The following is a 20,952-nucleotide window of genomic DNA, read 5'->3' on the forward strand; positions in this document are numbered from 1 at the left end:
GGCGTGTATGCACAGGAAGCGAAGCTGTCTGGCCGCCGCGCTGCTGCTGTTGCCGGCGACAGGAGGGGCCTCGGAGCCTTCGGCCCCGGAGGAAGAAGCCTCCAACGCTTCGGCCGCACCACCCGCGCGCAAGTGGCACTACCTGACGCGCGTGGAAACCACGTCGTTCGCGTTGCTGCCTCGCGCTGGCGCGGGGGATGACGAGGGCTTCGTGCAGGTGGCGCCCACGTTCATCCTCGACGGTGGTCCAGAGTTCGGCGTCAACGTGGGAGCGCCCGTGCGCTTTCGCCTGTGGGGCGGGAACGACGGCGGGACCCTCGTGCGTCGCGAGGACTGGGACACGCTCTCGGACTGGGGGCAGCTCGTTCGCGGCCTCAAGTTGGGGTCCGACGACGCGCCGGTAGGCGTCTGGTTCGGCCCGCTGGAGGAGTACAAACTCCTCTCCGGCCATCTCGTCCGCCGCTACTCCAACCGCGCGAATCCCGACTACCACCCGGCTGGGGGCATCTTCACTGGCACGTTGGGCCCGCTCTACACGGAAGCGTTCGCCTCGGATGTGCTCGGCGCGCGGCTGGTGGGCGCTGAGCTCTCCCTGGACCTGGAGCACCTCCTCTTCGGGCAGCCCGAGCAGCGGGGCCGGTACACGCTGGCCCTGTCCTCCGCCCATGACTTGGGGAGAGCGGGAGGAACAGCGCCGTCGATGACGTTGGCCCACCTGGATGCCATGGCGGTGATGGTGGTGCGGCCTGGAATGGAGGCCTACGTGAACGCGGGGTGGGGCGGGCAGCCGGGAGAGGGCGGTGCTTGGGGCGCTGTCATGGGAGGCGGGGTGGACTCCCTCTCCGAGAAGTTCAACCTGCGCCTTAGGCTGGAGGCGAGGCGCCAGCATGGCGGCTTCCGACAAGGCTACTTCGGCGCGGACTACGAACTGGCGCGCTTCCTGGCGGCGGGCCCTGACGGCGTGCCACTTGCGGAGGCTCACTTCCCGGACGGCTACTCCGCATTCGGAGAAGCCCTCGTGGAGTGGGATGCAGTCAGTTACGGAGGGCCCTACAAGCACCTGAGCCTCTCGGTGGGCGCGGAAGCCTTCTCGTGGGGGCGCGTCGACGTGGACGGTCGCGTTGCGGTGCAGCTCTTCGAGCGCGCCTTGGAAGTCGCGTTGAAGGGGCTCGCGGTTGGAGCTTGGAAGCCCGGGGCTCGCTACCTGGGCGCGGCGGAGGTCCGCTGGAGGTTCCTCGGCGGGAAGCTCTACGCGATGGGGACGGCCGGCACGCTGCTGTTCCCCACGGCGGAAGGGACGCTGCGGCCGGGGGCCTTCGCCTCGGCGGGCGTGGGGGTGGACAATGCGCGCTGAAGCCCTGCTCCTGGTCGTGGTGCTGGCCACGGGATGCGCGTCGGTGCCGCATGCTTCCGGGCGTGGTGGAACGCTGAACTACACGCCTCGCGGGACGACCTCTCCCGAGCGGGTGGACGTGCTGAGTGACGAAGGTCCTCATGCCTCCGGCTCCCCTCCGTACTCCCTCGCGGGCTCTGGGGCTGGGCAGCGCCTCTTCCGTCATGTCGGGCCACGAGGTGAGGGAACGAAGGCAGCACCTGGCACCGCATCTGGAGCTGTCGGAGGCAGAGGCCCGCAAGCCGCCTCGGCGCGGCAAGCCTTCCTTGACTCCCTCGACGAGGTGAAGGACTCGCTGAAGGAGTCCGAAGCCATGTTCTCCAAACTCGCGAAGAGCGCTCCCGTGTTCAGTGGCAGGGCTCTCAGTGAGGGAGCGTTCACGCGCTATCTCGACCAGGGCACCCATGAAGTGGCGTGGATTCGCGGCGCCCTCGGAAGCGCGACGATGCTGGCGGGGGACGCGTCGGAGGTGGGGGACTCGGAGCTGGAGTTGGCCCTCCTTCGCATGGCGGGTCCACGGCTCCAGTCCGCGATGTTCGGTGCCCTGCTGTTCGCCACCTGGGTGGACTTCCTCCAGCTCTCCGACGTCCTGCTGCGCGAGTGCCCGATGTGCGGCGACGAGAAGCTGTTCGTGGACCTCCACCGCGTTCAGGGCTTGATGGAGCCCACGCTCGCGGACCTCGCCTCTCGCGACCCCGAGCGAGTGGAGGCGGCGGCACTCGCGATGCCTGAGCTGATGGGGAAGCTGACGCGCGAGTTCAACAGGATGCACGCGGATGCCAGGGCCGCCATGGAGACCGGAGGCAAGGTCATGGTGGCGGCGCAGGTGTTGGAGATGCTCGCCATGATTTCCACGCTGAAGCTGGGGATGCCCAGGCTTCCACCTTCCGCCCCTGCGACGCTCGGCGTGGGACTCGTCATGAGTTCAGGCGGCGTCATGGCGGGCTCCCAGCTCGTTGTCTCCGCTGAGTGGGTGGAGATGATGCGAAGACTGGTGCAGGCAGGCGTCATCTCACTTCCCGTCGTTAGCGCGGCGGTCCGCATCCACAGTGGACAGGTGATGATGGCGCAGGCGCACCAGGACTTGCCCGAGGGCGTGCGAGAAGCGCTGGGGGACAGTCCCGAGGTGCGCGGTATGCGGGTGACAGGTAGAGCTGGGGCGGGCATGTCCGAGGTGCCAAGGCACCATGTCATGCCGAAGGAGCACCGCGAGTGGTTCGAGCAGCGCGGCTTCAAGGGCGACATGGACATCGACCAGTTCTGTGTCCGCCTGGAGCAGGCCCATCACGAGGCGATTCACGGAGGGGGGAACTGGAGGCTGGGACGCACATGGCCCGGGGAGTGGAACCGGATGATCATGAAGGTGCTGCGGGAGGCTGAAGCAGAAAACGGCCAGAGGTTGACGCGGAACGAGATCTTGAGGCTCATCGCGGGATACTTGAAGGAGTACGACATCCCGATGAAGTTCATGAAGGGGACGAGCCGATGACCGACGGGCGTTCGTGGCAGGGGAACTGGAAGGCCCGCCTGTATGAGCGCGTCCGAGCGCGCGGCTACGATTCGCTGACCGCATTTGCCGAGGCACGCCCGACTGCTTCGCTCGCGGCACTGGCCGAGGAACTGGGGCCTGACGATGTTGCCGGAGTGCAGGTGTTCAGCGGGCTCGTAGCTGAAGCGGAGCGAAGCCATCAGGTCACTCGTTTGGTGCGTGGGCAGTTCGTGCGCGAACTGCATGCGAGCCTTCCTACTGGGTGGCCCTCTGTACGGGATGACACAAACCGATTCGATGTTGCCCAAGCTCTCGCTCGCTGGAGTAGCTACACCCCGGAGACGCATGAGGCGCGCGTGAAGCACGCCAGAGCTGCGCTTCGCACAAATCCGCCGCCGCCCGGTTGGCGTCCGATGGGCCCCGACGATGAGCTGCTCCGCATCCTCCTACCCGACGACGAAGCCTGAGCCGGAGATGGTGGCCCCGCCAGTGGGTGAGGCGGGGCACCACGTTGTAGCGCCGCCACGAGTCAATCTGGACGTCATGCAGAAGAGAAGGCGATGAGCGACGGAGCAGCTTGGCAGGGCAACATCAAGGCTCGCCTGTACGAACGGGTCCGCGAGCGAGGCTACGACTCGGTCACTGCCTTTGCCGAGGACCGCCCCACCGCATCCCTCATCGAGCTTGCAGAGGAGCTTGGCCCGGATGACGTTGCGGGCGTTCAGGTTTTCAAGGGACTGGTCGCCGAGGCTGAGCGCAACAAGAGGCTCACTCGATTGGTGCGCGGGCAACTCGTGAGGGAGTTGTACGAACATCTCCCTGGTGGCTGGCCTGTCGCACTGGAGGGAGAGGCACGAACGGATGTTGCGATAGCGCTCGGACAGTGGTTCGCCTACACCCCGGAAACACACCAAGAGCGTGTTGACCGCGCGAGTGACGCTCTCTTCGCCAATCCCCCGCCCGTTGGCTGGCGCCCGCTCGGTCCTGATGTCGAGTTGCTTCGCACGCTCCTGCCGGACGACGAAGCCTGAACGAAGTGGGTAGCCCCTCGTGGCCGGAAGCGGCGGGAACTGGCGGCGGGGGGCGGGTTCGATTAATGCTGCGGGGAATCAGGTGGGGGGAACGCTCGTGAACCTGCAAACCGAGTTCGCCGCGGCGGTTCGACGTCAAGACATCCACTTTGCTGTCCGCAGCCTGCTGGAGCCCGTCACCCAGCCGCAGTTGGCCACGCTGGATTCACGGCTGCTCGCGTCCCTGCTGGAGCTCTACTGCCAGCCGCTGCTCATCGACATCGCCGACCGCAATGGCCTGCGCGTCGTCGATGCACCTCCCGAGGTGTATCCCCACTTCACGCTGCTGAAGGACGACTCGGACCGGGCCAAGGTCGCCGTCGACATCGAGGTGCGCTGGTCCACCGGGATGTCCGGGGGCGTGGTGATTCGCGAGCCGCTGGTGCAGAGCCGCTTCCCGCTCGACGAGTACACCGCGCACTGGGTCATCTGTTTCTCGTTGGACGTGCGCGCCCCATCCGAGCGCATCGAGTGGCGCGTCGAGAAGCGCCAGCCCGGCGAGCGCTCCTCCCTGAATGGCTGGCACCCGGAAGCGCCGCCCGTGCCGGAACTGGCTCCCCGACTCCGGTAGCTACGGCGCGGACCTGGGCGTCGTCGCCGCCCCACTGGCCGCTGGCGTGGGAGCCTGGGGCTTCGCGGGCTCGGCGGCCGGCGCCTCTGGCTCATGTCCTCGCAGCGCGATGGCGGGCAGCGACACAGTCAGCGCCCCCACGTCCAGGAAGCCGTGGAACCCCTCCGAGTGCACCTTGGGGAGCATCCGGATACCCACGGGCGTCTGGGGACGAATCTCCACCACCGGGCCCGGGGTGATGCCCATCACGTTGCACGTGATGTCCCCGTTCAGCTCCACGTCGCAGCCCCAGCGGCGGCCCTGCGCGTAGCCCACCTCCAGCACCTTCACGTCCGGGTGCTTCTCCACCACGTGCCGCGACAGGGGCACGAAGTCATCGTTCCAGTCCGCGTCCCCGAGCCGCGTGTGCGCATTGCCCGCCAGCACCAGGAACACGTCCTGGGGCCGCGCGGCGCGAGGCTTCAACACCTTGCCCGCCATGTGCGCGTCACGCGCCTTCCCCTGGCTCATGTCCGTGTCCATCGCCACCACGGAGATGGCGCGTCCCTGCGCCTTCAGCGCCCGCGCCCGGTCCAGCAAGTCCATCATCGCGCGGCTGCCTCGGCCGTCCTGCTGCACCTTGCGCCAGAAGTGGCCCCCGAGCAGCGCGTCCTGGTCCGCCGGCTTGCCCGCGCTCGCCAGGTACGCATCGATACGCGCCTGCTCCTTGTCGGGCACGGTGAGTGCGAGCGTGACGGCATGGCCCGCCTGCGAGGCCTCGCACATCAAATCTCCCACGCTCGCCGGCACCTCCCGCGTGCCCAACTGCTCACCGATGAGCACCGTGAGCCCCGCCTTCAGCAGCGGCTGGAACCCAGGGACCTTGCGCTCACAGGGCTCCTGCACCGGCTCCTTCCACCGCCGCAGATAGAAGGTCGGATCCCGCGCGAACGAGTCATCCCGCGACAGCTTCAGCGAGCCGGTGAGCGTCTCCAGCGAGGGGCGCGACTCCAGAATCAGGGTGAGCTGCCGCTCCAGCTCCAAGTCCCGCGTCCCCTGCGTGGCGCCGTCCAGCTCCACCCACGCCGCGGTGTCCCGCTCGCGCTGCGCCAGCTCCACCGGCGCGCCCCGGGCGCGGAACTCGTCCTCGAAGCGCTTCATGCCCACGAAGCGGTTGTGGATGGCGCCGCTCGCCTCGGGCTTGATTTCGACGTCGTTGCTGAAGGCGACGCGCTTCATCCGGAAGATGCGGATGATGCACTCGCGCTCGGAGAGGGACTCGCTGGACACCAGGTAGCGCGTGTGGTCGCCGTCGCTCTGGTAGCCCCAGGACTTCGTGCCGATCTGCGCCGCGCGCCACTCGGTCAGCAACAGCCGGGGGTCCTCCATGGGCTGGAGCACCCAACCTTCGTTCTTCAGGAGCTTCGCGGCCTCGGCGAGCGCCCGCTCCGGCGGCATCAGGAAGATGTGCTCGTACTTCGGCTGCTCCGGCTCCACGGGCGGCGGGGCGGGCTGGGTGGCCTCGGCCTGCTCGGGGGGACGGACGTTCCTCGCACAACCCGCGAGCAGCAACACCAGACCAGCCAGGGCTCGGTGCATCGATGGCCTCCCTTGTCGCGTCGGAGAACTCAGTGGCGGGGCTGGAACGCTCGGGGTCGAAAAGGATATCGGGGAGCCGCAAGCCCCCAGGGCGACGCACCACGTCGAGCACGCCCGCTCCCCGGCTGGAGGGCCCGGGGGGACGCAGGCCCCGTCGCCCGTCATCGCGGCGAGCAGGCGTCCTCCAGGGGCGTTATCCACGCGCCCTACCTTCAGAGAAGGAGGAAGCGTTCCATGAGCGGCACCTCGTCACGACCTGTCGAAAAGAGCGGCGTCTTCAAGCTGGGCGGAGTGCTGCCCATCCATCGCCTGGGCTATGGCGCCATGCAGCTGACCGGCCCCGGCATCTGGGGCCCGCCGAAGGACCGGGCGGAGGCGGTGCGCGTGCTGCGCCGCGCGGTGGAACTGGGGGTGGACTTCATCGACACCGCCGACTCCTACGGCCCCTATGTCAGCGAGGAGCTCATCGCCGAGGCCCTGCACCCGTACGCGAAGGGGCTGGTCATCGCGACCAAGGCGGGCCTGGTGCGCACCGGCCCCAATCAGTGGCACCCGGTGGGCGCGCCCAAGTACCTCCGCCAGGAGGTGGAGATGTCCCTGCGCCGCCTGAAGCTGGAGCGCATCGACCTGTTCCAGCTGCACCGCATCGACCCGAGGGTCCCCGTCGAGGAGTCGCTGGGCGAGCTCAAGGCGCTCCAGAAGGAGGGCAAGCTCGGCCACATCGGCCTGTCGGAGGTCTCCGTCGAGGACATCCAGCGCGCGCGCAAGGTGGTGGACGTGGTGTCGGTGCAGAACCGCTACAACCTCACGGACCGCGTGCACGAGCAGGTGCTGGCGTACTGCGAGCAGGAGCAGCTGGGCTTCATCCCCTGGTTCCCGCTGGCCACCGGCGGGCTGGCGAAGCCGGGCGGCGCGCTCGACGCGGCGGCGCGCAAGCACCAGGCGAGCCCCGCGCAGATTGCCCTCGCGTGGCTCCTGGCCCGCTCGCCGGTGATGCTGCCCATCCCGGGCACCTCCTCGGTGAAGCACCTGGAGGAGAACCTCGCGGGCGCCGAGCTCTCACTGAGCAAGGACGAGCTGGCCGCGGTGGACGCCCAGGCCTCGGGCCGCTGAAGGCGACGGCGCCCCGGCGGGCCGGCCCAGGTGCTCGGGCTGGCCTCCGGGGCGCCATCACTCCGCTCCGGGACTCAGGGGTTGGTCCAGATGCCCCAGTTCAGGAAGAAGTTCCGGATGGAGTTGCGCAGGCTGGTGGTCTGCGGCGTGCCCTGCGACGTGCCGTAGGTCCACACGGCGGCGTGGCCATAGGGCCCGTTCGGGCAGGAGGACTGGCCGTGGATGGCGATGGAGTGGCCATTCGAGATGGACGCCGACGCGAAGTAGGGGAAGGTCGGGGAGTAGGCATACACGTAGCCGTAGGAGTCCACGCGGCCGATGGTGCCGACGTTGGAGAACAGGGACACGCCACTGAGCTGGTTGAAGAACCCGCCGTTGCTGGCGCTCGTGTTCAACAGATACGTGCCGTCCACGCGATAGGAGCCCTGCTCGTACGCGGTGGCCGCGCCGGGGCTGGTATAGGCCGCGAAGGTGGAGCCGCTGATGCGGCCCTGGTGGTCGAAGCGCACCCGGCAGGTCGAGGTGCACGCGGCGATGCTCAGGCGGGGAACGAGGATGGGGAAGCGCGGGCCACCCGGCCAGGTGACGATCCACTCGATGTAATAGGTGATGATCCACCGCGAGCAGTTGAGCCGGAGGTTGACCTGGCTGATGCCGGAGAACCCGTACGAGATGCCATTGCGCCCCAGGGCGGTGAGCGCGTGCTTGGCGCCGGGGCCGTTCGTGCCGCTGACGATGCCTCCGCTGTTGTTGATGTAGACGCTGTAACCGGAGCCCGAGGGGCTCTGGCCATAAACGGCCTGCCACACGCAGGTGCAGGGGCCCTGGACCTGGAGCTTCGAGAGCGCCAGTGAGTAGGCCACCGCCTGGCCGCGCAGGGCGGGATTGATGGCGACGACCTCGTCCAGCAGGTCGACCTCCTTGCCCTCACCGGCCTTCGCGGCGACCTCGGCGAGCGCCGCGTCCAGCTCCTCGCTCACGTGCAGCACGTCGCCGCTCGTCCCCGCGCCCGGCGCCACGGTGAGCTGGCACTCCTTGTCGTCAGGGCAGTCGAGGTTGAGGTTGTAGGGCTGCGTGAGGAGGGTCTCCTTGCCCTCCCTGTCCTCGAGCACCAGCCGCTGGGACCAGCCCGTCTCCCAGAACTCCTTGATGGCGCCATCCAGGGAGATCTCCGTCTCCTTGCCGGGCTCCGGCTGCACCTCCACGCTCGCCGTCCCCTCGTCCTTGCCGTTGTAGGACGTGAGCACGAGGCCGGAGGGGAGCTCCTGGTTGTCGGCCCACTGGATGCGGACCTTCAGTCCGCCTTCGCCCACCAGGGAGAGCCCGGTGATGGTCGCCGCGGCGCCCTTCTCCGCCTGCGGGTCGGGGTCGGCGGCGCGGGCCATCGGGGCCAGCAGCAGGCCTCCGAGCGCGAGCACGGACAGGGGCAGCGAGCGCAGCGGTTGCAGCACGAGGTCCAGAAGACCCCGCGTGGGACGGTATGACATGGGGAAACCCCTTATGAGACACGAGGCACGGCCGACAGGGATTGCCGGGCGTGGTGTCTGTCAAAGCAGGTCTCGTGCCCGTGACATGGATTGTTTGTTTTTCCTGAGACAGCCCCCGGACCTCCCCGACCCGAGGGGAGGTGGGAGTGTCGACCGGTGGACGAAAGGGCGTAACCCATTCCGCCACGAATCCGTCCGACGCGTGGCGAGGAGCGCTACAGCCGCGTGAAGGTTTGATTGGCAAACGGGTGGTGAGGTCTGACTCATCCCGCGATACGGCGTTGGATGAGCAGTCATTGCCCCGGGCCCGCCGGTGAGGCGCGGGCCCGGGTGCGACAGGCTCAAGGCGCGCCGAACGCCTGGGTCCAGTAGTGCTTGTAGGTGCTGGAGGGCGCGTTGTAGTAGCCGACGCCGATGTGCACGAGCTGCGCGTTCATGATGTTCACGCAGTGGCCGCTGCTGGCCATCCAGCCGTTCACCACGGCCGTGGGCGTGGCGTAGCCCGCCGCGACGTTCTCCGCGGCGCGCCGGTAGGAGTAGCCCGCCGCCGTCATGCGCTGCCAGGGCGTGGAGCCGTCCGAGCCGGTGTGGCTCATGAAGTTGTTGACGCCCATGTCCTTGGAGTGTCGCCGCGCCGCGCACCGCAGTTGGTCGTTCATGGTGAGCGCGGGCGCCGGGGGATAGGCCGTGCCGCCGCAGGTCGCCCCGGCCGCGCGCCTCTGGTTGACGAGCACGAGGACCTGCTCCTCGAACGCGGCCCAGGCCGGGTCCCACGTCGCCACGTCGCTACAGATGGCGCTGGCGGTGACGGAGCCGGTGCCGGAGGGCGCGCCTCCCGTCTCCACGTGCATGGGAGGAATCAGGGTGCCTTCCTCCGGGGCGCCACCGGGGCCACCCGCGGACGGCGTCTCGGGCCCACCACAGCCGCCCATCAGCGCGGCGCCCATCAGGAACAGGGGGACGGAGCTCCATCGCATCGCGAATCCTTTCGAGTCAGAGGTGTGGCCATCTCCGGACGAGATGGTCTCCTCATCCTGGCGAGGACCGACGGGATGTCGAGAGGGAACCCGGCGCCCGGCTGCTCGGGCGAGGGGCCATGCGCTCAATGCGATGCAAATCTTACCAGGACATCGTGGCGCTCCTGGCCCCCTTCCTCACACGTGGCTTGTCTTCCTTTGCCGGCCGGAATGTTCCATCACCCCTGTCCGCGTCACTTCGTGGGAATGAAGCGCGCTACCGGGGCCCCTCGCGGAAGATGGCGCCGGCCAGGGTGGCCACGCTCGTCACGGCCGCGAAGGCGACGAGGGCGGCGGAGACGAGCGCGAAGAGGGTGGGCAGGCCCGCGCCGAAGTGGGAGACGGCGAGCCAGCCCAGGCCCGCGGCGATGAGCATGCGCGCGGTGCCTCCGACGACGGGCCAGAAGACCCGCGCCACGCCCTGGGAGGCGAACCCGAGCACGAAGCCCAGGCCCAGCAGGCCATAGAACGGCGCGACGATGCGCAGGTACAGCGCCCCGGGCGCGAGCACCGCAGGGTCCTGGCTGAACAGGTGCAGCCAGAGGCCGGGCGCCACCGCCACGACGAGTCCGATGGCCGACGTCACCCCGAAGCCCAGCCAGGCGCCCACCCACGCGGTGCGCCGCGCCCGCTCCAACTGCCCCGCGCCCGCGTTGGTGCCCACCATCGTCAGCACCGCCGTCCCCAGCCCGAACAGCAGCGGCACCAGCAGGTAGTCCAGCCGGGAGGCGATGCCGTAGCCGGCGAGCGCCTCGACGCCGAACAGGCCCACCGCGCCGGTGACGACGATGACCGTGAGGTTCGGCTGCACCGCGCTGAACGCCGTGGGCAGCCCCACGCGCAGGATGTCGCGGACGAGCCGCCCCTCCAGCCGCGCGGGCGAGAGCCGCAGCGAGGTGCGCCCCGATGCCAGGTGCTTGAGGAGCCAGAGCGCGGCGCCCAGGTAGAACAGGTCCATGGCCAGCCCCGCGCCCGCGATGCCCAGCGCCGGCAGCGGCCCCACGCCGAAGATGAGCGCCGGGGAGATGACGACGAGGACCGTGGCGCCCGCCAGCGTCACCTTCGCCGGCAGCTTCACGTTGCCCGCGCCTCGCAGCGCCGCCGCCAACAGGTTCACCACCCAGAACGGGATGGCCCCCAGGAACAGGTAGTTCGAGTACTCCACCGCCGCGTCCAGCGCCCCCGCCTCGCCGCCCAGCGCGCGGTAGAGCGCGGGGCCTCCCAGCCACGCGAGCAGCGTGGAGACGAGCCCCAGGCCCACGCCCATCACCACCGCGTGCCACACCAGCGCGTCCGCGTCCTGGCTGCGGTGCGCGCCCACCGCCCGCGCCACCGCGGAGGCCACCCCGCTGCCGATGCCCCCGTTGGACATCATCGTCATCAACATGAAGATGGGGAACACCAGCGACACGCCCGCCAGCGCGTCGGTGCCCAGGAAGCTCACGTACCAGGTCTCCGCCACGCCGACGAAGGACTGCGCCACCAGCACCACCGTGGTGGGCACCGCCAGCTTCAAGAGCGTGGGGAGGATGGGCCCGTGCAGCAGCGCCTGCCGGATGTCCGCGCCCGTGGTGCCCGCCTTCTGCTCGCCGCTGGCCTCGGCCTCCGAGGAGAGTGCGCTCTTCACCTGCATGGTTCCCGCTCCCGCGTGACGTATGATGAGCGTAATATGGTGTCGCGCGGGAGACACCGGAAAAATCCGGGGGAGCTCAGGTGAGCAGGAAGCTGTCGTCGGGGCGTGTGGGTGGGGGGAGGGGCTCGCCGGCCAGCTCCAGCACGGCGCGCTCGATGTTCCGCGTCAGGGCGTCGAGCGGCAAGTCGTTGGGCTCGGTGCCGAAGGGGTCCTCCAGCTCGGAGGTCACCATGTCGAGCGCGATGAACGTGTATGTGACGAAGACGGAGACCAGGGGCGTGGACCAGCCCAGGCTGCCGGCCAGGGCGAAGGGCAGGAGCAGGCTGTAGATGTAGACGGTGCGGTGGAGCATCACGCTGTAGACGTAGGGGATGGGGGTGCTGGCGATGCGCTCGCAGCCGCCGAGCACCTCCGAGAAGCGGTCCAGGTTGGCCTCGAGCGGGGCGACGAGCAGCTCGCCCAGCCGTCCCTCCCGCCGCATCCGGGCCACCCAGTCCGCCAGCGCCAGGATGACGCGGGGGGCGCGCTGGCCGGCCTGCTCCACGCGCTCGCGCACGCCCGGGGGCAGGGCGTCGAGCGCCACGGGGGTGCCGCGCAGCTGGTGGTTGAGCGTGAGGGCGAGGGCGCGGAGCAGGTCCGTCACGTCGCGGCGCTCCTCGGCGGAGAGGGCGGGCGTGGGCAGCGAGAGGGCCTGGCGCATGAAGGAGCGCGAGACGATTTGCAGCGAGCCCCACAGCTTGCGCGCCTCCCAGAAGCGGTCGTAGGCGGTGCTGTTGCGAAACCCCAGGAAGATGGCGAGCGCCACGCCCAAGAGGCCGAGCGGACCTTCCCGGAGGTTGAACTTCAGGTTGAAGGGCAGCGGCTGCAGGACGACGGCCAGGCACGCCAGCGCGAGGAAGAAGCCGAGCCGGGGGAAGATGCGTGGCATGACCGAGCCACGCCAGACGAAGAGCATGCGAAGCCAGTGCATTCGCGGGCGGACAATCATGCCGCCCCTGTAACACGCGAGGCCGGGGCAGGGTGGGGACGCCCCGGCCTCGTTGAAGGCGGACTCATCGGGGGCATCCGCGCGGACGAGCCCTCGCCCGTCGGCTCAGCGCACCTCGGGGCAGTCCCTGGCGTGCCTCCAAGGGCTCACAACAGCCTGGTCAGGACGAACGTCACGGACCCGTTGAGCGTGGCGAGCCCTTCTGGCGACGCGCACTTGTTGCCGAGCAGGTCGTTCGCGTAGGTGCTGACCCGCACCATGGTCGCGCCCGCGAACCTCCCCGACCTCACCGTGCCCGTGTCGGTGATGGTCGTCGCCACGTCTCCCACCCCGACGACGGTGGCGGAGAAGAGGACCTCGGACTCTCCCGGGGCTGGGTTTCCCGGCTCACTCCAGATGAGCCGCAGCGTGCCGTAGCTGGAGTGCAGGAGGTCCAGGCACGACGCGGCCTTGATGGGGCCGGTCCGAGGCACGAAGGTGGCGGTCAGCCCCGAGAGCAGGCAGTTGGACAGCACGCCTCCCGCCGAGGCCACCACGTCCTGCGGTTCGTTCTTCAGGGGCGGGTCGAAGGTGGAGATGACCGTGCCTCCGCAGGTCACCAGCGTCAGCAGTCCCTGCTCGGCGGCGCCGACCTCTGCCGGGCTCGTCGAGGCTCCTGGCTCCGGCTCCAGCGCTTCCGGTCCGACACCACACCCCGCGATGACGAGAAGCCCCGCGACGAAGCCCGACACGTGACAACGCATGAATGCCCCTTGGGTTGATGGGCATACATCATACGGATACGTGCCCTGGCGCCGTGGGGACCGACACCTGGGGGCAAGGAGGCTGTCGGGTTCCTGGCGTGACAAGCATTGACCAGACGGCACTTGGACCTGGGGCCACATCGAGGAGGGGTCAGGTCTGTCTTTGCGCGCGGCGGGTGGGCCTTTCGTGGCGATGTGGGTCCAGGGTCACCTCGCGCAGCCGCGTTCCCACCCGGACGATGGCCTGGAGCACCGGCAGCAGCTCCTCGCCGAGCGGGGACAGGGCGTACTCCACCGAGGGCGGTGACGTGGGCCGCACCTCGCGCGTCACCGCGCCCTTCTCCGTCAGCTCCTTCAGCCGCGTGGTGAGCACCTTGGGTGAGATGCCGGGGATGTCATGCAGCAGCTCGCCGAAGCGCCGCGGGCCGCCGGACAGCTGCCAGACGATGTTGGTGGTCCACGCTCCGCCCAGGAGCGACATGCAGGCATGGATGGGACAGCCGGGCGGTGGCGGTGGGGCCTTGCTCTTGCGCAGCTTCAGGGACATGGGGACTTACCGCCAGGTGAGTGGAGTTACCGCGGGGTGAGTGGAAAGTGCGCTCACCTTAGCCGCACTACTTTCCAAAGGTAACCCAGCCCCGTTACTCATGCGCCGTCGTTCCCATCCACCACGAGGAAGCCGATGAAGCTCTATTTCGCGCCGGGCGCCTGCTCGCTGTCCCCCCACATCGTCGCGCACGAGGCGGGCCTCACGCTGCAGCTCGAGAAGGTCGACACCCAGACGAAGGTCATGCAGTCGGGCGGTGACTTCTGGAAGGTCAACCCCAAGGGCTATGTGCCGGCGCTGGAGCTGGAGCCGGGCGACGTCCTCACCGAGGGCCCCGCGCTGGTGCAGTACCTGGCGGACCTGCGGCCCGAGGCGGGGCTGGTGCCTCCGGCGGGCAGCCTGGAGCGCTACCGCGTGCAGGAGATGCTCGGCTACATCAACTCCGAGCTGCACAAGACCTACGCCCCGCTCTTCCGCAACAACACGTCGGCCGAGGTGCGCGAGGAGCGCACGGCCTACCTGTTCAAGCGCTACCAGCTGCTTGAGGAGCGCCTGGCCACGCGCCCCTACCTCTTCGGGGACACCTTCGGCATCGCGGACGCGTACCTGTACACCGTCACCCGCTGGGCGAAGTACGTGAAGGTGGACATGTCCGGCTTCCCGAACCTGCTCGCGTTCATGGAGCGCGTCACCGCGCGTCCCGCGGTGCGCAAGGCGCTCGAGGCCGAGGGGCTGCCCGTCTGACGTCCCGGCCTCACATCCGGGCCAGGATTTCAGTCCGCTTCGACTCGTACTCGTCGGGGGGATGTGTCCCGCGTCGACCAGTCGGCGCAGGTCCTCCATCGCCTTCGCGGGGTCGTTCTTCCGCTGGAGGCGGATGGCGGTGTGCCACTGCTCCAGGAGGGGGGGGCTCGGACCCGGAGGCCCCTCCGTCAGGCGCGGGCCTGCCCCACGAGGACTCCCCCTGCAATCACCAGGGCGACGCCGATGAAGACGAGCACCAGCTCCTTGCGAGTCTTGTGCTCGCCCAGCAGGAAGACGCCGCCGAGCGTGGAGATGATGACGCCCATCTGCGACACGGTGAAGCCGGTGGTGACGCCCACGCGCTCGTCGGCCAGCAGGAGCGCCAGGTTTCCCGTCGCCCAGATGAGGCCGGGGAGGATGTTGAGCCAGGTCTTCTTCACGAAGGGCCGGCCCTCGCCACGCAGTGACAGCAGGAAGGCCGTCGTCAACAGGCCCACCGACTGGGGGAGGATGGCGTCCCAGCCGTTGACGCCGAACCACTTGGGGATGATGACGTAGGCGACCAGCCCCGCGCCGCAGAGCAGGAGCGCCGTGAGCCCCGCGTTGCGCTGGGCGGGGCTCGCGGTGTCGCGGACCTCCTTGTAGGACGTCATCGCGACGCCCAGCATCACCACGACGAGCCCCGTCGTCCCCAGCGCCACCTTCGCGGTGGTGGGCCACTCGTGGAATACCAGGACGCCAATCAGCGAGGTGCCGAGCAGTTGGAGGCAGACGATGGCGGGCATCGCCGTCGACACGCCGAGCAGCGCGAACGAGCGGAACTGGTTCGTCTGGCCCACCGCGCAGCAGGCGCCGGAGGCGAAGCCAGCCAGCACCACCGTGCGCGACAGGTGCGGTGAGACGACGTTGAGCGCGAACAGGGCCAGCGCCAGCGCGCCCAGCGTGCTGCCCAGGACCTGCTGCTTGGGAAGACCGCCCACCTTCGCGACGAGCAGCGGTTGGATGCCCCAGCACAGGGGCGGGATGAGCACGACCAGGTTCTCCAGGCTCATCCCCATGCTCCCCGCCTACGGCCCCCCGGAATCTAGGGCTGGAGGACGTGGCGGGAATCGGCCCCGTGGGCAGCGCCATGTGGGGCGGGGGACAGTGACGGCGTTGTCCCTCCGCCCGAGGGCCGGCTACGGGCGGTGGCTGCGGCGCTGCTGGAGCAGCCAGTCGTAGAGCTCGAGCGTGGCGTAGGCGGTGTCCCACGTCGAGCCGTCGTGGCGTCCACCCGGGATGACGGTGAAGCGCATCGCGCTGGAGCCCGCGCCGCAGCGGGTGTCCAGCCAGTTCTTGAGGTTGCTCGGGCGGCTCGGCGTGTCGAACTCGCCCTGGAAGGACCAGATGGGCAGGGCCTTCAGGTTGCAGACGTTCGCGTCGTTGGTGGGCGTGGACGTGAAGGCGATGGGGACGATGGCCGCGAGCGGCCCGTTGTCCGTGATGCCCTGCTCGAGGCTCCGGTTGGCGCCGCCGCTCAGGCCGGTGAAGTAGATGCGGTCCGTGTCCACGCGGTAGTCCTTCTTGGCGTCCTCGACCAGGGCCAGCAGCGCGTCGTTGTTGAACCAGCCCGTGCCGGAGTTGGTGAACGGCAGCCGCTGGTTCGGGGAGATGACGATGGCCTTCATCGCCGCGCGGAAGCTGGCGGAGTTGAACTGCCGCGCCAGGCCCTCGGGGTTGGCGAGAACGCCGGAGCGGTCCGTGGCCAGCGTGGCGCCGCCCAGGCCGTGCAGCGCGATGATGAGCGGCCAGCGGGTGGTGCGGTCCGCGTTGTACTGCTGGGGCAGGAACAGGGCGTAGTCGTAGCGGACGTTGCGCACCAGCGTCTGCTGTCCGGCGGCGCACGTGGTGGGCGCCGTCGACGCGACCCCGGGTCGGCCCGACAGCTCCAGCTCGCGCAGTCGGCAGTAGGGCTGGTCCTTGCACACCACCCGGACCTTCGTGGTGGTGACGGGCGCGGTGAAGGTGAGCGAGCGCTGCGTGGTGTTGGTCGGGTTGCCCTCCACCACGGAGCCCGGAATCGTCTTCCAGCAGCCGCCGTCCCAGCTCTGCAACTCGAACGCGGTCATCGCGTAGGACGACGTCGCGCTGGTGGACAGGTGCAGCGTCGCGCCGTGCACTTCGTGGGCGCTCCCGAGGTCGACGTCGAAATAATTGTGCGTCTGGAAGTGGTAGCCGGACTCCCAGCGCGTGGTGAGGTTCCCGTCCACGGCGTTGGAGGGCGGCAGGTTGGCGTTGCTGCTGCCGGCGGAGACCGGCTTGCCGAGCGCCACGTTGGTGAGCGTCTGGGGCGCGGGGGCCACCGTCACGCTGACCTCGTCCGTCCCGGTGGCGCCGTCATTGTCGGTGGCGGTGAGCCGGAAGACGGCGGTGCCGACCGTCAGTCCCGTGACGCTCAACGTGGCGGTGCTGACGCCGGAGAGCGTCGCGGTGGGACCGCTCACCTGTGTCCATGCTAGCGAGACCACCGTGCCGTCCGCGTCGGTGGCGCCGCCGCTGAAGGTGACGCTGTTCGTGGGCAGGGTGATGGCCTGGTCCGGGCCGGCGTTGGCCACCGGCGGGATGTTCACCTCGGTGGCGTGCGGCGTGCCGAAGACCCACAGCTCCTTCACGCGGCAGTTGTCCGCGAGCGGGTCCTTGCAGGAGAATCGCACCTTCTTCGCCGTCACCGGCTGGGTGAACGTCGTCGACACCGCGATGCTGGTGTTGTTCGTCTGGCTCGCGCCGGGGATGGGCTTCCAGCCCGTGCCGTCGTCGTAGAACAGCTCGTAGCTCTTGATGGGCCGGTCGGCGCGGAAGCCCGTGTAGAGCTCCATGCGCACCAGGTCGAATGTCCCCTGCAGGTCGATGTCCAACAGGCGCGTCTCGTTGTAGACGCCAGGGCACCAGCGCGAGTCATCGCTGTTGATGTCCCCATCCACCGCGTACTCCGGCAGGAAGCTGCCCTGCGTGGCGCTCGCGGTGGCGGGCTTGTGGAGCGTGACGTTGATGGGCTCCGCGAGGGCCGCGGCCTGTCGCGAGAGGGCTTCAGGGCCGCCAGCTTCCTCGGGGGTGCCACAACCCAGCAGCACGCCCATCACCAGGGTGCACAGTCGAGACGGAATCCTTCGCATGGTGTCCTCCTCCTCGGGCTCTTGGAGAAGAACGGGGCCGCTCGCGGCAAGTCTCATGGCCTCCGTGTTTTGCGCGGGTGTACCGTCCACCCGGGTACCGAGAGGTGGGGAACATGCGCGTCGCAGTCGCTCCTGGATGGCTCGTGGTGTTGCTCGTGTCCGCGTGTGCACACCCTGCCTCCTCGGAGCGGACGGGGGCCACGGGGTGCTCGGCACCCGGGACCCTGTGCTGGGACTTCGAGGAGGGGCGACTGCCGGAAGGCTGGACACCGTTCCGTGACGAGTTCAGCGGCCAGCTCCTCGTGGATGCCACGCGTGCACATGGTGGCAGGTATGCGCTGCACGCGAGCCAGCTCGTCGGGGGGCGCGAAGGCGAGCAGGGCGGTCCGAAGAAGACGGTGCGCTTCCAGCTCCCGAAGGACTTCGGCCCCGTGCTCTGGGGGCGTGTCCACGTCTACGTGACACCCGCGCGGCCGGCCTCGCACGCGGGGCTCTTCAACGCGCGGTATCCGCGCCCGGGGAGTCAGGACACCGCGTTCGAGGCGCTCGACTGGTACGAGGTGGCGACGTACCAGGAGAAGTACATGGCCATCTGGCATCCCCCGGAGCCGCCCGGCTTCCCGGAGTGGGTGCAGGTCTCCGACACGCCGCTCGTGCTGGACCGGTGGGCCTGCGTGGAGTGGCTCTTCGACGGCGCGAACGGTGACGCGCCCCAGGCCGCCGAGCCTCGCGTGTGGCTCGACGGCGTGGAGCTCCAGTGGCCTCGCAGGTTCGTCTTCGCCGACCCGCCCACCCAGACACCGCCCATGCGCGAGAAGGCTCGCGACTTCACGGTGCTGGAGGCTGGAGTGTTCCTCTACCAGGGCCTCTCTACGCCCACGGACTGGTGGCTGGATGACCTGGCCGTGGGCCCGCGGCGCGTGGGCTGCGAGTGATGGCGGGCTTCAGGCTCCGCCCGTGGGGCCGTGGAGCTTGAGCACGTAGAGGAAGTCCGGGACGGTGAGGCCGCGCGCCACGACGAGCCCGTCGCGCAGGATGAGCGTCTCCTCCAGCGAGTCGTGGAAGTGCGCCAGGGGCGTGGTGTCCAGGCGGCGGTGGAACGCGACGGGCGCGTCGCCGAGCACCTCCCAGTACGCGCGGCGTGTCACCTCGTCCGGCGGCGCGTTGCCGTCGAGCACCTCCCGGGGCGCGCCCGTGGCGAGGTCGAAGAAGCGCGTCTTCTGGTCATCCGAGCGGGTGACCAGCACGTCCCCCTCCATGGCCACCTCGAACGGCAGCGCGGGGTGCGGCACCTCGTACACCCGCCGCCCCGTGTCCGCTTCGTACAGGCGCACCCGGTCATCCAGCGTACACACCGCCACCCGCGAGCCATCCGCGGAGAACCGCGCGGCGATGACCGGCTCCTCGGAGACCTGGAGCACGCGCCGGAAGCCCGCGGGCAGGTCGAGCAGCTCCAGCTCCCCCGTGGCGCGCCCCACCGCGATGCGCGGCACGCGCTCGGCCGCCGTGTACGCCACCGCGGGCTTCATCAGGGCCTGGGTGTCGAGCACGAGCCGCCCCGTCTTCACGTCGTGCACCTGGAGCCGTGAGAGGGCCTCGTAGCCCGACACGACATGGGCGCCGTCCGGCGTGAACTCCACCATCGTGACGACGGCCTCGGGGCCCTTCAGCGTGTGGAGCAGCCGTCCGTCGGCCACGCGCCACACACGCACCACGCCCAGCTCGAACGTGCCCGCGAGCAGCGTCGAGTCCGGGGAGAAGGTCATCACCTGCTCCATCGTCATCTTCCGGGACGCGTCCCGCCCCTCCAGCGGCTTGTCGGTCAGCTCCGTCGTCGGCGTCATGCGCGCCACGTCGAACAGCTGGATGCCCCGCCGCCAACCGTCATCCAGGTAGCGCGTGACGGGATAGGCGGCCCACGCCTCGTTCGGGCTCAGGTTCCAGGGATGAAGGCCGGAGTCGTGGGCATCACGGGGCGGCTCGCGCACGCGGCCCTGGGCGTCGATGACGAGCATGCCGTCCATCCGCTTCGCGACGGCCAGGGTCCCCTCGGCCCGCCCCCACAGGTGCTTCACGCGGTGCTGCTCGGACAGGAGCCTGGGCGGAATGGGCGCGTCGAGCCTGCTGAGCAGCACGCCGCCATCGACGGCCGTCAACGCGAAGTGCCTCAGGTCCGGCGAGAAGGCCGCGCCGCGCTCATGCCCATCCGAGGAATAGGGGCGCGACCACACCGTGGCGCCGTCCTTCACGTCCAGCATCTCCAGCCGGTCGTATCCCAACAGGCCCAGCCGCGAGGTCCCCAGCCACTGCACGTGGGAGTAGCGCGATTGGCCCTGCAGGCCGCGCACCCGCTGCCAGGTCTTCGTCTCCGCCACGCCCACGTCGTCGAGGTCCGCCCACGCGAGCCACTCGCCGTCCGGACTGAAGGCCACCGTGCTCACGGAGCGCTGCGTGTCCAGCCGCGCCACCTGCTCGCCCGTGGACACGTCCCACACGCGCACCGTGTCGTCCGACGCGCCCGACACGAGCCAGCGGCCCGAGGGATGGAACGCCACGCTCAACACCGACTGCTGGTGCCCCTTGAGCGTGCGGACCTTCTCGCCCGTGTCCAGGTCGTACAGGTGGATGCGCCAGCCCAGGTTGCCCACCGCGAGCAATGTGCCGTCCGGGCTGAAGGCCACCGACGTCACCTGGCCCTCCTGGCGCCCGAACACGTGGAGCTGCTCGCCCGTCTCCACGTCCCAGACTCGCGCGTCATGCGCCCTGGAGCCCGAGGCCAGGCGCTTGCCGTCCGCGCTCCAGGCAATCCCACGCACCTCGCCCTCGTGGCCCTCCATCGTCTGGAGCCGCTGGCCCGTCGCCACGTCCCAGACCTGGACGTTGTCGCCGTCCTCGTGTGAGCCGGTGGCGAGCCGCGCCCCCGTCGCGTCGAACGCCGCGCACAGGACGTGGGCCTCGTGCCAGAGGTACGTGTCGGCGCCGTCCAGTGCGCCACGCAGCGGCAGCAGGGACTCCACCCAGGCCGCGCCGCCGGAGGCCTCGCGCTGTCGTCGCCACCATGCCGCGAGCTGGTACAGGTGCGCCTCCGGGTCGTCCCAGGGGCCCTGTCCCGTCGTTGCGTAGTGGGGCGCGGCGTCCGGCGCGTCGTACCAGCGCAGCCGGTTGTAGAGGCACTGGAAGAGGGCCTCGGGGTGCTCGCCCAGGAAGTCCGCGTCGAGCGCGACGGCCTTGCGCAGCACGCCGAGCGTCCGGGGGCCCACGGTGGGCCCGTCCTCGTGCAGCACGCGCGTGTCCGCGGGTGTCCGGGCGAGCGCGTCGTCGAGCGCGGCGAGCAGTCCGTCCACCCCTTCGGCGGCGAGGAGGGATTCGAGGGTGGAGAGCTCGGTGAGGGAGGCGAGGTCGTGGGGCATGGAGGGCCGCATTCTCGC

Annotated in this window: 18 protein-coding genes; 8 read left to right on the plus strand and 10 right to left on the minus strand. The window is 69.6% G+C overall.

Annotated features, from left to right (window positions below):
* Nucleotides 1-7 precede the first annotated feature (7 nt).
* The 5 genes from OWM54_RS28420 (at nt 8) to OWM54_RS28440 (ending at nt 4,523) form a co-directional block, all read left to right on the plus strand.
* A complete protein-coding gene (locus OWM54_RS28420) occupies nt 8-1,354 on the plus strand; it encodes a hypothetical protein (protein WP_267699542.1) in 1,347 nt (448 codons plus the stop codon).
* Between the two features lie 352 nt (nt 1,355-1,706).
* Nucleotides 1,707-2,882 (plus strand): DUF2380 domain-containing protein, encoded by a 1,176-nt coding sequence (locus OWM54_RS28425; RefSeq protein ID WP_324289153.1) that lies wholly within the window; start codon nt 1,707-1,709, stop codon nt 2,880-2,882.
* On the plus strand, nt 2,879-3,349 hold the full coding sequence (locus tag OWM54_RS28430; protein WP_223751330.1) for an NUDIX hydrolase: 471 nt from the start codon (nt 2,879-2,881) through the stop codon (nt 3,347-3,349). Before OWM54_RS28425 ends, OWM54_RS28430 begins: the two co-directional genes overlap by 4 nt.
* 93 nt (nt 3,350-3,442) lie before the next feature.
* Nucleotides 3,443-3,913: an NUDIX hydrolase gene (locus OWM54_RS28435; protein ID WP_267699544.1), complete on the plus strand. Its 471-nt coding sequence runs from the start codon at nt 3,443-3,445 to the stop codon at nt 3,911-3,913.
* Nucleotides 3,914-4,010: 97 nt separating this feature from the next.
* A complete protein-coding gene (locus OWM54_RS28440; protein WP_267699545.1) occupies nt 4,011-4,523 on the plus strand; it encodes a hypothetical protein in 513 nt (170 codons plus the stop codon).
* Here the strand turns inward: OWM54_RS28440 and OWM54_RS28445 are convergent, their stop codons facing one another.
* Entirely contained in the window at nt 4,524-6,101 is a 1,578-nt protein-coding gene (locus tag OWM54_RS28445; protein ID WP_153882689.1) for a hypothetical protein, read from the minus strand. It abuts the gene before it with no gap.
* Between the two features lie 234 nt (nt 6,102-6,335).
* Between OWM54_RS28445 and OWM54_RS28450 the strand changes: the two genes are divergently transcribed.
* A complete protein-coding gene (locus OWM54_RS28450) occupies nt 6,336-7,214 on the plus strand; it encodes an aldo/keto reductase (RefSeq protein ID WP_141326060.1) in 879 nt (292 codons plus the stop codon).
* 74 nt (nt 7,215-7,288) lie between these two features.
* On the opposite strand, the gene OWM54_RS28455 is transcribed toward OWM54_RS28450, so the two are convergent.
* From OWM54_RS28455 to OWM54_RS28480, 6 genes are all read right to left on the minus strand, one after another.
* Entirely contained in the window at nt 7,289-8,701 is a 1,413-nt protein-coding gene (locus tag OWM54_RS28455; protein ID WP_267699546.1) for a hypothetical protein, read from the minus strand.
* A gap of 341 nt (nt 8,702-9,042) precedes the next feature.
* The gene (locus OWM54_RS28460; RefSeq protein WP_267699547.1) at nt 9,043-9,678 is read right to left on the minus strand and encodes a CAP domain-containing protein; all 636 of its coding nucleotides are present in this window, start codon (nt 9,676-9,678) and stop codon (nt 9,043-9,045) included.
* A 256-nt stretch (nt 9,679-9,934) separates the two neighbouring features.
* Nucleotides 9,935-11,350: an MATE family efflux transporter gene (locus OWM54_RS28465; RefSeq protein ID WP_267699548.1), complete on the minus strand. Its 1,416-nt coding sequence runs from the start codon at nt 11,348-11,350 to the stop codon at nt 9,935-9,937.
* Between the two features lie 76 nt (nt 11,351-11,426).
* The gene (locus OWM54_RS28470) at nt 11,427-12,338 is read right to left on the minus strand and encodes a bestrophin family protein (protein ID WP_267699549.1); all 912 of its coding nucleotides are present in this window, start codon (nt 12,336-12,338) and stop codon (nt 11,427-11,429) included.
* Nucleotides 12,339-12,484: 146 nt separating this feature from the next.
* The gene (locus OWM54_RS28475) at nt 12,485-13,081 is read right to left on the minus strand and encodes a hypothetical protein (protein ID WP_267699550.1); all 597 of its coding nucleotides are present in this window, start codon (nt 13,079-13,081) and stop codon (nt 12,485-12,487) included.
* Nucleotides 13,082-13,232: 151 nt separating this feature from the next.
* The gene (locus OWM54_RS28480; protein WP_267699551.1) at nt 13,233-13,628 is read right to left on the minus strand and encodes a winged helix-turn-helix transcriptional regulator; all 396 of its coding nucleotides are present in this window, start codon (nt 13,626-13,628) and stop codon (nt 13,233-13,235) included.
* Nucleotides 13,629-13,763: 135 nt separating this feature from the next.
* Here OWM54_RS28480 and gstA point away from each other — a divergent pair, with 135 nt between their 5' ends.
* Nucleotides 13,764-14,372, plus strand: coding sequence for a glutathione transferase GstA (gene gstA, locus OWM54_RS28485; RefSeq protein ID WP_267699552.1), 609 nt, complete (start codon nt 13,764-13,766; stop codon nt 14,370-14,372).
* A 188-nt stretch (nt 14,373-14,560) separates the two neighbouring features.
* On the opposite strand, the gene OWM54_RS28490 is transcribed toward gstA, so the two are convergent.
* Entirely contained in the window at nt 14,561-15,424 is an 864-nt protein-coding gene (locus OWM54_RS28490; protein ID WP_223781510.1) for a GRP family sugar transporter, read from the minus strand.
* Nucleotides 15,425-15,550: 126 nt separating this feature from the next.
* Nucleotides 15,551-17,524 carry a discoidin domain-containing protein gene (locus OWM54_RS28495; protein ID WP_223781511.1) on the minus strand — a complete coding sequence of 658 codons (1,974 nt, stop codon included), beginning with the start codon at nt 17,522-17,524 and terminating at the stop codon, nt 15,551-15,553.
* A gap of 113 nt (nt 17,525-17,637) precedes the next feature.
* Between OWM54_RS28495 and OWM54_RS28500 the strand changes: the two genes are divergently transcribed.
* The gene (locus OWM54_RS28500; RefSeq protein ID WP_223751344.1) at nt 17,638-18,459 is read left to right on the plus strand and encodes a hypothetical protein; all 822 of its coding nucleotides are present in this window, start codon (nt 17,638-17,640) and stop codon (nt 18,457-18,459) included.
* 9 nt (nt 18,460-18,468) lie between these two features.
* Here OWM54_RS28500 and OWM54_RS28505 read toward each other — a convergent pair whose 3' ends face one another.
* Nucleotides 18,469-20,934 (minus strand): WD40 repeat domain-containing protein, encoded by a 2,466-nt coding sequence (locus OWM54_RS28505; protein WP_267699553.1) that lies wholly within the window; start codon nt 20,932-20,934, stop codon nt 18,469-18,471.
* Nucleotides 20,935-20,952 lie beyond the last annotated feature (18 nt).

Origin of the sequence: Myxococcus sp. MISCRS1 (assembly GCF_026626605.1) — a bacterium.
Taxonomy (GTDB): Bacteria; Myxococcota; Myxococcia; order Myxococcales; family Myxococcaceae; genus Myxococcus; species Myxococcus fulvus.